Genomic DNA, 14132 nt, shown 5'->3' with positions numbered 1-14132 from the left:
CCTACGCCCGCGATTGTTTATGGAATGGTTTTAGGGGCTGATCTCCCGGACTTTAATCAATAAAACTCTTTGTTATGACCAATAAGAAAAACAAACTGAAAGGTTACCCGCATTATCCCGCCAGCGAGGACATCTATAACAAGGCGGAAAAAACCGGAGAAGGCGGCGGCCCCGACAATGAAGACGTAGAAGACCTGCCCCGCTGCTGAACAGCGAAGATATCGAAGAATCGGACGCCGATGTAACGGAAGATGACCTCGAGACGCTTGGCGACCCGCTGCGCGACTTCGAGTTGGAAGACAACAGCGATATTGTGCGTCCTGAGCGGGAAGAGGGCGACGAAGACCGGACTCACTGGACGTTCCCGGCGAAGAACTGGACGACGAGCTGGAGGCGATAGGCGAGGAGGATGAAGAAAACAATTATTACAGTTTAGGCGGAGACCGCCACGGCATCGATATCGATCCGGAGGAGGAAAAATAGTACCTTCGCGGAAAGTTTTTAAATACATTGATAGATAAGCAACAAGTCGTAAAACAAAATGAACGTGCGGTACTGGTTGGTGTTATCCACAAGGAGCAAACCGAATCGCAGGTAAAGGAATACCTCGATGAGCTGGCCTTCCTCGCGGAAACGGCCGGCGCAGAAGCCGTAAAACGCTTCACCCAGAAACTGGCGCACCCCGACCGGGCAACTTTTGTCGGTAAGGGTAAGCTGGAAGAAATCCGTGTGTACGTAACCTCCAGAAACATTGACCTCGTTATATTCGACGATGAGCTCACCGGGTCGCAGATTTCCAATATCCAGAAGGAGTTGAAAATCAAAGTAATCGACCGTAGTGACCTCATTCTCGACATCTTCGCCCGCCGTGCGCGCACCGCACAGGCAAAGGTGCAGGTGGAGCTGGCGCAATACCAGTACATCCTGCCCAGGCTGCGAGGCATGTGGAGTCACCTGGAACGTCAGGGCGGCGGTATTGGTTCAAGAGGTCCCGGTGAAACGGAGATCGAAACGGACCGCCGTATCGTAAAAGATAAAATTGCCCTGCTCCGCCGCCGACTCGGCGAAATAGACAAGCAGGCACTGACCCAGCGTAAGGACCGCGGCGAATTTATCCGCGTAGCGCTGGTGGGTTATACCAACGTGGGTAAATCCACCACCATGAACCTGCTCAGTAAAAGTGAGGTGTTTGCCGAAAATAAACTCTTCGCCACGCTGGATACGACCACCCGCAAAGTGGTGTTTGAGCAAACGCCTTTCCTGTTAAGCGATACCGTAGGTTTCATCCGCAAGCTGCCGCATCACCTGGTAGAAAGTTTTAAGTCTACCCTGGACGAGGTGCGCGAAAGCGATATCCTGCTGCATGTGGTCGATATTTCGCACCCGCAGTATGAAGATCAGATTGAAGTGGTGAACAGGACGCTGCAGGAACTGAAGGCCTTCGAAAAGCCGACCGTCTTGATTTTTAACAAGATGGACCTCTACGAAAAAAATACGTTCGATGAGTGGCTGGCCGACGAAGTGAAGCAGGACATTCTTGCACAGCTGAAGCAAACCTGGAACGATAAATCGCAGGGCAACTGCGTGTTTATTGCCGCTACGGAACGCCGCAACGTGGAAGAACTGCGTACGGTGATTTTGGAAAAAGTGATGCAGCTGTACCGCGAACGCTACCCGTACAAATCCGAATTTTTCTACTAACATCATTCATGGCAAAGGAATATAACTGGCACCGCGTAGCCGAGGCGGACGATTTGCTCGCCGCAGAATCCGTGATTACCGTACAAGATGTAAACGGTAAAAAGATCTGTGTAACCCGCTACCAGGACCAATTATATGCCTTTGCCCATAAATGCCCCCACGCCGGCGCGCATATGAACGATGGTTACATCGATGCTACCGGCAATGTGGTGTGCCCCCTGCACCGCTACAAATTCGCGCTGCGCAATGGTTACAATACCAGCGGCGAGGGATTTTACCTCAAAACCTACCCCATAGAAACACGCCCCGATGGCATTTTTATCGGCATGGAAAAAGGTTGGTTTAACTGGTAATTACAGGTCTACAACTATCTTACTGTTTTCATTTTTCAGGTTGATGCGTTGCACCGCGCAGCTGTCCGTTTCCGATGCGCCCGCCTGCGGATCGAAGCGGGAAATTGCGTTCAGCCAGGCCATTTTTTCTGCTTTCGCTTTTGGGGAAGATGGGAATCCATGCAACACCAGGCTCAATATCGAAAACTGCGAAGTTCTTTTTCCTTCAGGCTTTTGTAAAACAAGTTGATTGCCTTCGTATTTGATTAAACGTTTGTAGAAATCGCCCTTCTCGTAGTCAAACGTGTCCCCATCATCTTCATAATAAGTAAACTGGTTGGGCTGTTCGCCCTTGTACACGTGCAGAAACAGTGTATCGCCGGGCTTTTCGGTCGTGTTTTGTACGAGCGACTGCATCGGTACAATACTACCGGCTTTTACATACACCGGTAATTGCTTCATGCTGATGGGATACAGGTATTCGCGGGCTCCTTCGGATACTGCATCTGTATAGAGATTATACCAGCGGCCCTGCGGGAGGTAGATTTCCGCGTACATTTTCTGGCTCTCGAGCGGCGCTACTAGAAATGCGTGGCCAAACAAAAACTGGTTTTGAAAACGCGCGTCGTAGACTTTGGGATCATGCGTGTAGTCGATAGCCAGGCTGCGGTTGAGCGGCATGGCGGTTTGCGTGGCTTCGTAAAAATGCGAATAGATGTAAGGGAGCAGCCGATACCGCAGGTTGATGTAGTTGCGCGCAATTTCCAACGCTTCTTCGCCGAACGACCATGGTTCCGCGGCACGGGTGTTTACGCCGGTGTGGTTACGGAAGTAAGGCATGAAGGCGCCGAGCTGCACCCATCTTGTATATAGGCCAACAGGCGCATTGCCGGTGAAGCCACCTACATCCATCCCATTAAAAGCTACGCCGCAGATGCCAAGGCTGTTTAGCAAACGTACGCCCAGCATCATATGATCATCTTCGGCGCGGTTGTCGCCGGTCCAGATGGCGGTGTAGCGTTGCAGGCCGGCGTAACCCGCGCGGGTGAGCAAAAACGGGCGGTGGTTGTTGAGGCCTGCGCGGGCGCCTTCGTAACTGGCTTTTGTCATTTGCAGGCCGTAAGCATTGTGCACCTGTGGGTGCGCGGCGGTGTCGCCTTCGAAGGAGAAGAGTACGTTGTCGGGCATTTTTTGTCCCCAGGTAGCGATCTCGTTCATGTCGTTCCAGAAGCCGGATACGCCGGTGCTGAAGTAGGCGTTCATTTCCTTTTTCCACCACTCGCGGCCCTTTTCACTCGTGAAATCCGGGAAGTGGCACCAGCCGGGCCACACCTGGCCGGCGTAGGGTTGGCCATCGGTGTATTTAATAAATATATTTTGTTGCAGGCCGCGTTCGTAGGAGCCATATCCTTTTTCCACCTTAATGCCCGGGTCCATGATCACCGTGGTTTTGAAGCCGAGTTTTTTCAGCGCATCGGTGGTTTGTTTGGGATTCGGGAAGCGGTCTTTGTGCCAGGTGAAAATCTTGTACGCATCCATGTGGTGGATGTCGAGGGTAATACCGTCGGCGGGGATTTTCTTTTCGCGCAGGGTTTGCGCGATGCGGAGTACTTCTGTGTCGGGGTAATAGCTGTAGCGGTTTTGCTGGTAGCCCAGGCTCCACATGGGTGGTAGCGGCATGCGGCCGGTGAGCTGCGTGTACGACTGAATAATATCCGCCATACGGGTATGATAAATGAAGTAGTAATTCATTTCGCCACCTGCCGCGCCGAACGAGGAAAACCGATCATTGCTGGCACCGAAGTTGAAGTCGCTGCGCCAGGTGTTGTCGAAAAACAGGCCGTAATTAAGCCCGTGGTGGATGCCGATGTAAAAGGGGATGGTGCTGTACAGCGGGTCCTGGCCGGTGCTGTAGCCGAACACGTCGGAGTTCCAGTTGGTGTACGCGCTGCCCCGCCGGTCGAAGTTACCCGTCTTCTCCCTAAACCGATGAACCGCTCACCTTCCTGCATTTTTTTGTAAGTCGTAACGGCCTCGCCCGCCCGGGAGCTGGTCAGTCCTTTTTCATCTTCATTTATGATTTTATTATCCGGCGTAAGGAAACTTACCGCGAAAGGCATTTTCGTAATCCGCAGCTGTAAGGAGTCGGTGGCGACTATTATTTCTTTTTCATTTTGGGAGATGCGGGCGCCGGAAGGATCGGGCTTTGCTATCACCGCATAGGAAAAATCTTTTGCCAGGTCCTTCTTATCAATCCTGATCCGGATGATGGACGGTGTGTAGACGAGCACCTGCACTTTCGCATTATCCACATCAATATTTACCAGCCCGTTGCCGATCTGCGCCGACCGCACATTTCCGATGGTGCGTATGTGCTGGGCAAACGAAGGGAGGCCCGTCAGCAGCAGCAGGGCTGGCAGGAGCAATTTTCTCATATCTATATATTTAGAGAGGAATGGTCCATAAAAGGGCTGTTAGAAAACAGCCCTTTTATGGATTTGATCAACTGCGAAAAAACGAAACGTTTAGTATCCGTCGTTTTGCGTCAGGTTCGGGTTCACCGCCTTGGCATTCGCCGGGATCGGGAACAATAAGTACTTTTTATCGTCGGTGGGTTTCAGCTGCCGGGGCTCGAGGAATTTACCGAAGCGGATCAGGTCCTGCCGGCGCCAGCCTTCCCAATAAAATTCGCGGCCGCGTTCATCGAGCATGTTAGCAAGCGTAAGCGCACCAAGCGGCGTAGCCCCACGTTTTACGCGCAGGTTGTTTACGATGGTAAGGGCAGCTGCCGCACCGTTGTTGCGGAGCAATGCTTCGGCCTTCATGAGCAGCACATCGGCGTAACGAAGAAATACATAGTCATTGCTGGCGTTATTGCTGTTGGTGCCATTAAGTGTAACAAAGTCGGGCGGATATTTCACCACGCGGATGCCTTTTACTTCCAGGTCGGTGCCGGTTTCCAGCGCCAGTTCACGGGTGAAGATCAATTTATTGCCTTTGCGGTCTTCCAGCAATTTACCCGTTTGATCCACCTGCTGCCCTATCAGGAAGCCTACACGTAAACCGGAAATATTCGTGACGCCGGTATACGCTACACCACGGCGGGTATCCGCCGCTTCGAACTTGTCATAAAAATCGCTGGTCGTGGCGAAGCCGTTCCAGCCGCTGGGGCGTTGGTTATAGTGCAGTGTGGGCGCCCAGCGGCAGAAAGACGAGTTGCCGCCACGGGCAGTGCTCAGGCCGGGGCCGTTCTGCTGGGTGAAAATATTTTCTGTAGAAATCGCATCGTTGTTATAAGCGAAGTTGTCGAAGATATTATTGGCGAGACTGAAATTGCCCGTGCCGATAATCTCGTCGGCGAGCGCAACCACTTTTGTCATATCCGCCGGGTCGAACGTGGGAGCCTGCCTGTTCGTAAAGGCGCCCTTGTTCAGGTAACACTTCATTAGTAATGTTTTGGCGGCAATTTTATTAGCGGTGTAAGCCGGTGTGGCGGGCGGACCGGCAGGCAGATCATTGATGATCGCTTCCAGTTCAGATACGATGAAGGTTAGCGCATCGTTGCCTACCAGCACTTTCGGTGGATTCAGCAAGGTGTCGCCAGGTTGGCGGTAGGGCACCTGTCCCCAGCCATCCAATACCGAAAACATGGTCCAGGCGCGCAGGAAGCGGGCTTCGGCGGATTGTTGCGCTGAAGGATTGAAGTTTAACACGTTGGTGGCCGCAAATTCTGCCGTCAGAATATTGTTGAAGGCATCGTTCACGTGCGTGTGGTCGGGAGTCCAGGCGTGCAGTTTGAGGGCGCGCCAAACGCCGTTGTCGTCCCAGTCGCCGCCGCGGGTGGGCGCTACCGCTTCGTCGGAAGTCATTTCGCAGAGGGCCCAGTAGTTGCTCTGGTCCTGGTAAGGCAATTGCAGCGCGTCGTACGCGGTTTTCAACAGTGCGGGCACTTTGATTACCGAGTCGGCCTGCGACTTGGTGATGGTGGAGCCGAGCTTTTCGTCCAGTTTGGTGCAGGAGCTGTAAGTAAGTCCCAGGGCGGCGATAGCTACGGTCAATACTTTATATCGGGTCATGATCTTAAATTTTAAACATTAGAGCGAAAAGTTGAGGCCGAAGAGGATCGTTCTGGCGGTAGGGTAAGGACCGTACTCAATGCCGAACGAAGTAACCCCATTCACACTTTTATCCGTATTCACTTCCGGGTCGAAGCCGCTGTAACCGGTAAGCACAAACAAGTTTTGACCGGTAACGAACAGGTTCACGTTTTTCAGGTTTTTGCCAATGTTGCCGAGGCTGTAGCTCAGCGTGGCGTTGGTGAGTTTCATGAAATCCGCGTTTTCGAGGTAGCGGCTGGACGTAGTGATCGGGTTGCTCAGCGCTTCTTTGGTACCGATTACCGACTTGCCCACATTGCGCGAACCGAGGTTGCTGATGGGCAGTACGGTGTTGGCAGTATTGTTATACCTGGTGGCCAAATGCGCCGTTCATGTTAATATTGAGCGCCCATTTTTTGTAATTCAGTTCGCTGGTGAGGCCGAGCAACTGGTTCGGATTGGGGTCGCCCAGGTAGAACATGCTGGAGCCTTTGTCTGCATAAATCCCCTGGCCATTATCATCAAAACCCCGGAAGTTTCTCACATAAAAGTATTCAACGGCTGCCCGCTTACGAGGCGTTGTACCGTAGCGCCGGATACACCCTGGCCGCTGATGGCGCCGGTGAGTACAACAGGGCCGTTGTAGTCGCGCAGCTCATTCTTCATAAACGCTGCATTGGCGCCCAGTGTCCACAGCCAGTCTTTGGTGCGAACGATGTCGCCTTTGATCTGCAGCTCCACGCCCGTATTCAGCACGTTACCCGGCAGGTTAATCCAATAGGCGGATGCGGGCGCTGGCTGAATGGCCGGGAAGTTGAACAGCAGGTTGGTCGTTTTCTTATTAAAATAATCGACACTGCCGTAGATGCGATTATCGGCAAGCGAGAAGTCGATGCCCGCGTTCAGCTGCTGGCTGCTTTCCCATTTGAGGTCGGGGTTGGCCACGTTGCTGAGGCCCGCGCCACCGCCTGCACCCAGTACATATTGCTCCTGCGCCGCACCTGCAGGGAATTCCTGGTTGCCGGTAATGCCCCAGCCCACACGTACTGCCAGGTTATTAAAGAAGGTATTGCCTTTCAGGAAACCTTCGTTGGTCATATTCCATTTGGCGGCAAACGAGGGGAAGTAACCGTACTTGTTGTTCGACCCGAATTTGGAAGAGCCATCGGCACGCAGCGTACCGGTGAGCAAGTAGCGATCGTCATAATTCAGGGTTAAACGACCAAACACCGACTGAATTTCCGAGCTCGGATTTTCGAACGCGTTCAGGAAGGTGTTTGACTGCAAGGCGTTTTGCAGGATGTTGGTATAATCCAGTTCGTCGGTGGAAAAGCCCAGTGCGCCCACGGACACGCCGCGGTACTCGAATTTCTGGTATTCATAACCGACTACCGCGTTCAGCGTAAGCCTGTTTTTGAATTCCTTATTGTAGCTGAGGGTATTGGTGAACAGCTGCGAAGTAAGTTCGGTGTTGCCATAATAGGCCTGGCCAAAACCATTCACGCCATTAATGTTGATAAAAGATTTGATCTCTGCACGACGGATGCCGGTCTGGTGGTTAATGCTGTAGAGGAAGCGGTATTGCAGTCCGGGCAAGATGTTCACGTACGGCGAAATACTTCCCAGCAGGTAGCTGATGTTGGCCTTGTCATTAAAGGCTTTGGACATGGCGAGCGGGTTTACCGGGTCGCCGTTGCCGAGGATGTTGAGCGAGCCGTCGGCGTTGTAAAGCGGCTGTGTGGGGTTCCACTGGAGTGCCTGGCCAATGAGACTGCCCGTAAAACCGGCATTGTTCGTGATCGGCGCCATCTGCTCCCTGGTGTGGGCGGCCGAGAGATTAAAGTCGACGCCCGTGGCGTTTGCTGTCGAGGAAGGTGTACTGGCCATTGAGGTTTGCGGTGTATTTCTTTAGACCAGATTTGAGGATGATGCCCTGTTGGTCGAGCAGCCCGAACGAGGCGCGATACCGGCCGTTGTCGTTACCGCCGCTGATGCCTACGTTGAAGTTGTGGGTGAGGGCGTTGCGGGTGATGGCATCCATGGCATCGGTGTTGCCGCCTTTGTCGCCGCCGGCAAGACCGTAGTCCGTGAGGGCCTTGCGATACTCGGAGGCGCTGAGCACGTCGAGCTTTTTCATCATATTGCTGGTACCGATGGTGTAGCCCACATCGATCTTAGCCGGACCGACCGATCCTTTCTTAGTAGTGATGATAATTACCCCATTGGAGCCGCGCGAACCGTAGATCGCGGTGGCGGAGGCATCTTTCAATACTTCTATAGAAGCAATATCAAAGGAGTTGATGAAGTTGAGCGGGTTAGCGTCCGGCGTTTGCCCGAGGCCGTTAGCATCGATGTTGGGGCGGGCGGTGCGACCGTCGAGCGGTACCCCATCTACCACATACAAAGGCTGATTACCTGAGCGCACCGAGGCATTACCGCGAATACGTACGGTGGCAGCGCCGCCCGGGGCGCCGCTGTTGTTCACCACCATGAGGCCGGAAACCTTACCCTGGATCAGCTGATCGGGGGCAGATACGATGCCTTTATTAAAATCTTTGGTCTTAAGCGATGTTACGGCGCCGGTGAGGTCCTTTTTGCGCGTGGTGCCGTAACCTACTACTACCACGTCGGTGAGGGTGGTGTTGTCGAGTACGAGCGTAACAGAAACGGTGGGGGCGATGTCTACTTCCTGTGTTGTGTAGCCGAGGAAGGAAACAACGAGTTTGGTGGCACTTGCCGGCGCATTCAACTTGAAATCGCCCTGGGCGTCTGTAGTGGTACCGGTGGAGGTGCCTTTTACCTGGACGGTGGCGCCGGGAACAGCTACGCCTTTTTCGTCCTTAACGGAGCCCGATACCGGTTTGGTCTGCGCGTTCAGCAGGCACGGCAGGGCCAGAAACAGGGGGCAAAGCAATATCGCCCGCATGATTCGAGTTGTGATCATAACGTGAGGTTTATAATTGAAGAGAAGTTTGTACCAGCCGGCAAAAAGGTGCAGGGTTCGTTTTTTCGCTTGTTGATCTGCTACACTTTAATGTCGGGAAATGAATTACGTTTTAGAATTGTTCGGAATTGTGGGTCTCATAAACGATCAGCTTTTGGTTTTAAGATACGTGGAACACGGAGGCGGTAGGCTCCGCAGTAATATCAAAGTAACAGGGTTAAACAGAACTAAGAAAGTTTTACAATCCGAATATAGATAATATTGACGTGATTTGGGCTATCTTATCAAAATAAATAATTGTTTTACAGCTACTTAAGAATATATTGTAATTTCTTTAATATAGATGGATTAGAGCGCTTTTATGTCCATAACCCGTGCTTCGAACTCGTCGTTGGGCACGATGGCCTTGTTCCGGATCTTGGTTTTATAGGCGTAAATCGTGTTCACTGAGTACTCCAGATCTGTGCGATCTTTTCATTTTCGCTGATACCGATGCGGATGAGGGCGAAGATGCGGAGGTCGGTGTTGAGGAGCTCATTGTCCTTTAAGTGTATATTGTCCTCTTCCTTAAAGAACGTGTTGAACTCGTCCACGAAGTGCGGGAATATTTTCAGGAAGATGCGGTCGAAGTTGCGGAACAGCTCGTCGCGTTCTTGCTTCACATTTATATTATTGACGAGGAAGCGGGCCTCGTTCAACTTATTATCGGCCATTTTTTGGTCGAGTCCCTTTTTGAGCTTTTCGATTTTGCCGATGTACTCGGAGTTCATGCGGAAGCAGTAGCCGATATATTCCTCCTTGATTTTGTTGGCCTCGCGGAGTTCCTCGTTAATTTCCTGCTGTTTGAGGTGCGCGGCGGAGAGGGCGGCCTGTGCGTGCTTTAACTTTTTTACCTGTTTTATGATGATGATGGTGAGGACGATGAGCGCCAGTAGCAGCGCCGTGGCGATGGCGGCGTAGAAGATCAGGATGTTTTTTTGTCCTTCTACGGTGTTGAGCTTCTCGCCTTCTATAATAGGGAGGATTTCGCTCACCTGTACCTTGCGCTGCCTGGCGCCGTAGTAGGTAGCGTCCTGTACGGCCTTTTCGATATACCGGGAGGCATTTTTTACGTCGCCGGTCTTAAATAAAATGGAAGCGAGATTAAAAGTGGCGGTCGTTTCCTTGATGGAACCCTTTGCATCGGCAATGGCGGAACGGGCCAGGAAGCTGATGGCCTTATCATATTCCTTTTTTGCACTATAGATGTTGCCGACATTGGCGTACATCATAGCCTGTTGGTGGTAATTGAGGTTTAGCTCAAGCGCCTTCGTAAGATATATTAAGGACGAGTCCATATTCCCGGCCTTGTAGTGCTTATAGCCCAGGTTGCTCAGGTATTGGAAGTCGTCCGGTGGGTAGTACTTGAGGGCGGAGTCCGTGTACAGGGCGCCCTGTTGCATGTAACCGGGCGAGTAGAACCAGTTGTTTACATAATCGGCGAGGTCGTAGTAGTAGCGGCGCATCATGACATAATACTCGGCCTTTAACGAATCCGGTAGCGTTGCCGGGTGAATATCGCGCATGAGTACCCCGGTTTCGTGAAACATGCCGGAGGAAATTAATACGAACCCAAGTTTTATTTTGGCCTGCTGGAGGCGGTTGGAGTCGTTCATCTGCGTCGCCAGGCGCTGGAGCTCCTGGGCGGTGGCGAAGGCGGAATCGAACCGGAAAGATTTGTAGGCGTCGAAGAGTTGTAGCTGGACGGCGAACTTTTGTATTAACGTGGTGGCGTTGCTGTGTTTTAACGCGTCGATTTCCTTTGCCTTTTGTTGATCGAAGCTATTTGTTTGATCGAGCGTTTTGTTCAATTGTTTGAGCAGACTATCGGCGCCCGATTGCGCGAATGCGGGCGTGATGGCGAGTATGAGAGCCAGACGGAGAGAAAAACTTTTTCATAGTTGATCGTGGGCGCGAAAACGTAGGCGCTGGCTCAATTTACGAGGAATTTATTATTGCTGGACTGCGTGGTTTTAATATTTTTTGGAATTAGATTTTGTGGAAATGAAAATTTGTCTATTTTTGCAATCCCAATCACGGGATACATACTCCTCCTTAGCTCAGTTGGTTAGAGCATCTGACTGTTAATCAGAGGGTCTCAGGTTCAAGTCCTGAAGGGGGAGCGAAAGTGAAGCGGTTACATCGGAAGATGTAACCGCTTTTGTTTTTGTATATTTGATGTGTGCAGGAATCATCTAACATAGCGAAACCTAATTTAACGCGTCGGGCTTTTTGGGACATTGATCTTAAGAAGCTGGACTTTGACCGGTATTCCGATTTTACCATTATCCGTACAATGGAGCGTGGTACTAAGAATGATATCCGGGAGATTATTCGTTATTATGGTGCAGAGAAGGTTCGCACGACCCTTGTTAATTCCGATCGATTGATGCCTAGGGCATTGATCATTTCCCGTAGGTTGTTTCACCTTCATAATAGCGATTATAAATGCTCCACCGCGAAACCACGAGCGATGAATTATTCCAAGTATTAGTTAGGTTGATGGCGTTGCCGGAGCTGACCGAATTTCGGTTAGTGGGCGGTACTGCATTGAGTTTGTTACGCGGCCACCGGGAATCGGTGGATATTGATATGTTTTGCGATGGGCCTTATGGACAGATACCATTGAATCACATCCTGAAATGTTGCGGCTGAACTTCCGGTACGTGGAGGAAACGGGTGCGTTTTTCGGGGTGCCGGATGTGGCTAATGACCGTGGATTGTATTTGTTCATTGGCGAGAATGAGGAAACTGCTATTAAAACTGATATTCTCTATTGGGATGCGCCGTTTCTGTATCCTGTGGTTGAGGAGGACGGAGTTAGATTGGCGGCTATTGAGGATATTGCCGCGATGAAATTAGATGCGATATCAAGAGGTGGAAGGAAGAAGGATTTTTGGGATTTGTCGGATATTTTGGAGATGTTTGATATTAATGAGTTGTTGGCGATTTATAGGAGAAAGTATCCTTGGTTTGAGATTAGCGATGTTATTAATGGATTGTCGGATTTCCGGATAGCGGATGAGATGCCGGATCCTATTTGTTTTAAAAAAAGGGATGGGAGGATATAAAGCATGAGATGCTATTATTGAAGCAAGGTATTCCCATTTGAGAAATAAGAACTCTCAATATTCTGAATTACCGACATTAAATAATTATCTAAAGTTGCCCCCAACACCCTTAAACTTTTCTACAAACTGGGTTAGTTTTTGGAATACGAGCTGCTTTTTAGTTAAGTACAGCGGATTTAAAGGACTCATTTTTGGCAAAAGAGCATTAAGCTCTGTGCCATTTTCACTCGCATACTCGCGCTTTAAAGAAGCTCGTATAAACCGCTTTGCTTCTTCTTCATTTAAGTTTTCCTCTGCAATTAATTCTCTTGCTTCCGCCTGCTGGCTGCTTTGAGCAAATGCAAAGAACGAATCACAAATTGTTTAAAGTTCCGTCCTAATATTGAGCCACGTATGTCGTTGGCTATTTTCCAGATTTTATTTTGCAGCTCTTGTCTTTCTGCAGTACTTGTCATTGTTTATCCTTTACTGTAATCAACCATGCCCGAACCAATATGCGCAAAGTCATCGATCGCGGCGGCCGGACAGCCACCCCGGAAGAAGCGAATAAAAGGGCCGGTCCCACAAAAGACCGGCCCCTCCTAAAAATCCTTACAACTTCATCCGCTCATTCCCAATCCCAAACTTCACCCCCAACAACGCCACTATATTACTCACCGCTTCAAAATTCTTCCCAAACGACGCTACCACCACAATATTATTCGCCACCAAATAATTCCCCACCAACGCCAGTCTATCCGAATGCCCCCGTTCTGCACATCATTCCTGTTCACAAACTCCAGCTGCACATCAAACTTCGCCTGCTGGTAAGACATCGCCAACCCATAATCAAACAACGAAGAATCACGCCCCACACCCAAAGGATCAATTGCCTTCGTATACCGCACCACACCCATTAAATGCAACGGCGCTTTCGCAATCGGCCGGTAAGCCATGTTCAGCCACGCGCCATATCTATTGTTACCGAGGTTCCCGAATTTATTATCCGGCGAAAAGCCAGCCATTGCCGCCGCCAGCTCAATATTCACGGTAGTTTTGGAGGTCAGTTCCGAAAGCTCGTTTTTCAGTTCTTTGATTTTATCCAGGTCGATGTTATCCGGATCATCCGACAACGCAGCCACAATGTCCGCTTTGATGCGGGCGATCTCACCCAGCTCCGAAGCACGGTAGTACCGGAACAGTTGCGTGCGCAGGCCGGCCGACATATAACTGCTCGTATCTCCCGCCGCTGCCGCCACCGACACGTTCAGTGTTTGCAGCACCGGGAACCGGTTATTCATATATTTTTCAAAAGTTAAATTAGGGTGATTCCCGAACCAGTAGGGAGAGAAATCAAGCCCGCCGCCGTTTTCCTCTAACAGGCGCAGCACGCTGATGCCGAGGGTTTTCGGGCTCGTCGGTTTTTCGATGGAGGCAGGTGATTTATCTAGTATCACGAAGCCCGGTTGTGAGGGCGTTAGCAGGTTGTTCAAACTGGTTTCCTGCGCCTGCAAGGTGAATGGCAGGAGCAGCAGTATTGTTGAAAGGCGTTTCATCAGTTGTTTTTTTTAGAGAAAGAATAGGTGGCGGTGAGTGATAAGATGTCACCATCTTCGTCAACTTCCATGTCGTCAAAGGCCAGTGGCGGATAATTGAATACGGTTGGGGTACCGTTAATAAATAAATGCGTAACGCTCACCTTGTTGCTGCTCGGGTTTACGTCGAGCACATTGGTTACGACCGTCAGCTTTTTCCCGACAAGATCTTTTCCCTGGCCGAGATCCGGGTTCTTGATTTCTCCTTTCTGAAGTTGTTCGGTACCGAGTTTTACGAGGTTGCCGCCGATTTGCGCGTTGCCGATGGTGACGCTGAGCACGATGTTATCGTCTTCCCGAACGCCAATGTCAAAGGGGCCCTGTTTTACTTTTTTGATTTTCATTTTGAGGTGTTTTGGGGGTGGATCAATAAA

15 protein-coding genes, 1 tRNA gene and 2 pseudogenes are annotated in these 14132 nt (G+C 50.8%); 7 read left to right on the top strand and 11 right to left on the bottom strand.

Going from position 1 to position 14132, the window contains the following annotated elements; all coding sequences use genetic code 11:
- The first annotated feature begins 74 nt into the window (after positions 1–74).
- From MKQ70_RS39700 to MKQ70_RS27095, 3 genes are all read left to right on the top strand, one after another.
- Positions 75–209: a hypothetical protein gene (locus MKQ70_RS39700; protein ID WP_282456769.1), complete on the top strand. Its 135-nt coding sequence runs from the start codon at positions 75–77 to the stop codon at positions 207–209.
- Between the two features lie 301 nt (positions 210–510).
- Positions 511–1701 carry a GTPase HflX gene (gene hflX, locus MKQ70_RS27100; RefSeq protein WP_248075783.1) on the top strand — a complete coding sequence of 397 codons (1191 nt, stop codon included), beginning with the start codon at positions 511–513 and terminating at the stop codon, positions 1699–1701.
- 8 nt (positions 1702–1709) lie between these two features.
- Entirely contained in the window at positions 1710–2054 is a 345-nt protein-coding gene (locus MKQ70_RS27095; RefSeq protein ID WP_248075781.1) for a Rieske (2Fe-2S) protein, read from the top strand.
- Here the strand turns inward: MKQ70_RS27095 and MKQ70_RS42785 are convergent, their stop codons facing one another.
- The 8 genes and pseudogenes from MKQ70_RS42785 to susR form a co-directional block, all read right to left on the bottom strand.
- Positions 2055–2450 (bottom strand): DUF5110 domain-containing protein, encoded by a 396-nt coding sequence (locus MKQ70_RS42785; RefSeq protein WP_282457642.1) that lies wholly within the window; start codon positions 2448–2450, stop codon positions 2055–2057. It lies immediately after the preceding gene.
- A 63-nt stretch (positions 2451–2513) separates the two neighbouring features.
- Positions 2514–4468, bottom strand: a pseudogene (locus MKQ70_RS42780) (glycoside hydrolase family 31 protein); the annotation flags it as partial.
- A 90-nt stretch (positions 4469–4558) separates the two neighbouring features.
- Positions 4559–6109 carry a RagB/SusD family nutrient uptake outer membrane protein gene (locus tag MKQ70_RS27080; RefSeq protein WP_248075777.1) on the bottom strand — a complete coding sequence of 517 codons (1551 nt, stop codon included), beginning with the start codon at positions 6107–6109 and terminating at the stop codon, positions 4559–4561.
- An 18-nt stretch (positions 6110–6127) separates the two neighbouring features.
- Positions 6128–6511: a hypothetical protein gene (locus MKQ70_RS27075; RefSeq protein ID WP_248075775.1), complete on the bottom strand. Its 384-nt coding sequence runs from the start codon at positions 6509–6511 to the stop codon at positions 6128–6130.
- Entirely contained in the window at positions 6495–6674 is a 180-nt protein-coding gene (locus tag MKQ70_RS27070) for a hypothetical protein (protein ID WP_248075774.1), read from the bottom strand. Before MKQ70_RS27070 ends, MKQ70_RS27075 begins: the two co-directional genes overlap by 17 nt.
- Positions 6671–8017, bottom strand: coding sequence for a TonB-dependent receptor domain-containing protein (locus MKQ70_RS27065; protein WP_248075773.1), 1347 nt, complete (start codon positions 8015–8017; stop codon positions 6671–6673). Before MKQ70_RS27065 ends, MKQ70_RS27070 begins: the two co-directional genes overlap by 4 nt.
- The gene (locus MKQ70_RS27060) at positions 7968–9074 is read right to left on the bottom strand and encodes a TonB-dependent receptor plug domain-containing protein (RefSeq protein ID WP_248075772.1); all 1107 of its coding nucleotides are present in this window, start codon (positions 9072–9074) and stop codon (positions 7968–7970) included. Before MKQ70_RS27060 ends, MKQ70_RS27065 begins: the two co-directional genes overlap by 50 nt.
- Before the next feature lie 348 nt (positions 9075–9422).
- Positions 9423–10924, bottom strand: a pseudogene (gene susR / locus MKQ70_RS27055) (SusR family glycan utilization regulator).
- A 238-nt stretch (positions 10925–11162) separates the two neighbouring features.
- Here susR and MKQ70_RS27050 point away from each other — a divergent pair.
- The 4 genes from MKQ70_RS27050 (at position 11163) to MKQ70_RS27045 (ending at position 12184) form a co-directional block, all read left to right on the top strand.
- A tRNA-Asn gene (locus tag MKQ70_RS27050) sits at positions 11163–11236 on the top strand.
- A 59-nt stretch (positions 11237–11295) separates the two neighbouring features.
- Complete coding sequence (locus MKQ70_RS42775; protein WP_372490041.1) at positions 11296–11607, top strand: DUF6922 domain-containing protein; 312 nt, start codon at positions 11296–11298, stop codon at positions 11605–11607.
- Positions 11562–11768, top strand: a complete 207-nt coding sequence (locus tag MKQ70_RS42770) for a nucleotidyl transferase AbiEii/AbiGii toxin family protein (RefSeq protein WP_372490040.1) — start codon at positions 11562–11564, stop codon at positions 11766–11768. Before MKQ70_RS42775 ends, MKQ70_RS42770 begins: the two co-directional genes overlap by 46 nt.
- A gap of 11 nt (positions 11769–11779) precedes the next feature.
- Positions 11780–12184, top strand: a complete 405-nt coding sequence (locus tag MKQ70_RS27045; RefSeq protein ID WP_308199198.1) for a nucleotidyl transferase AbiEii/AbiGii toxin family protein — start codon at positions 11780–11782, stop codon at positions 12182–12184.
- An 84-nt stretch (positions 12185–12268) separates the two neighbouring features.
- Here MKQ70_RS27045 and MKQ70_RS42765 read toward each other — a convergent pair whose 3' ends face one another.
- The 3 genes from MKQ70_RS42765 to MKQ70_RS27035 all read right to left on the bottom strand — a co-directional run bounded on the left by MKQ70_RS42765 (position 12269) and on the right by MKQ70_RS27035 (position 14102).
- A complete protein-coding gene (locus MKQ70_RS42765) occupies positions 12269–12544 on the bottom strand; it encodes a type I restriction endonuclease subunit R, EcoR124 family (protein ID WP_372490150.1) in 276 nt (91 codons plus the stop codon).
- Between the two features lie 323 nt (positions 12545–12867).
- Entirely contained in the window at positions 12868–13719 is an 852-nt protein-coding gene (locus MKQ70_RS27040) for a DUF2756 domain-containing protein (protein ID WP_248075770.1), read from the bottom strand.
- Entirely contained in the window at positions 13719–14102 is a 384-nt protein-coding gene (locus MKQ70_RS27035) for a hypothetical protein (protein WP_248075769.1), read from the bottom strand. The genes MKQ70_RS27040 and MKQ70_RS27035 overlap by 1 nt, the downstream gene beginning before the upstream one ends.
- Positions 14103–14132 lie beyond the last annotated feature (30 nt).

The sequence above is a fragment of the Chitinophaga sedimenti genome (genome assembly GCF_023156195.1).
GTDB lineage: Bacteria > Bacteroidota > Bacteroidia > Chitinophagales > Chitinophagaceae > Chitinophaga > Chitinophaga sedimenti.
This window is presented reverse-complemented; position numbering and strand designations above follow the sequence as displayed.

Coding starts and splice junctions, on each gene's coding strand:
- MKQ70_RS27060 (WP_248075772.1), bottom strand. CDS start 9,074: ATGATCACAACTCGAATCATGCGGGCGATATTGCTTTGCCCCCTGTTT.
- MKQ70_RS42785 (WP_282457642.1), bottom strand. CDS start 2,450: ATGCAGTCGCTCGTACAAAACACGACCGAAAAGCCCGGCGATACACTG.
- MKQ70_RS42770 (WP_372490040.1), top strand. CDS start 11,562: ATGCTCCACCGCGAAACCACGAGCGATGAATTATTCCAAGTATTAGTT.
- MKQ70_RS39700 (WP_282456769.1), top strand. CDS start 75: ATGACCAATAAGAAAAACAAACTGAAAGGTTACCCGCATTATCCCGCC.
- MKQ70_RS27095 (WP_248075781.1), top strand. CDS start 1,710: ATGGCAAAGGAATATAACTGGCACCGCGTAGCCGAGGCGGACGATTTG.
- MKQ70_RS27065 (WP_248075773.1), bottom strand. CDS start 8,017: ATGGCCAGTACACCTTCCTCGACAGCAAACGCCACGGGCGTCGACTTT.
- MKQ70_RS27080 (WP_248075777.1), bottom strand. CDS start 6,109: ATGACCCGATATAAAGTATTGACCGTAGCTATCGCCGCCCTGGGACTT.
- MKQ70_RS27040 (WP_248075770.1), bottom strand. CDS start 13,719: ATGAAACGCCTTTCAACAATACTGCTGCTCCTGCCATTCACCTTGCAG.
- MKQ70_RS27035 (WP_248075769.1), bottom strand. CDS start 14,102: ATGAAAATCAAAAAAGTAAAACAGGGCCCCTTTGACATTGGCGTTCGG.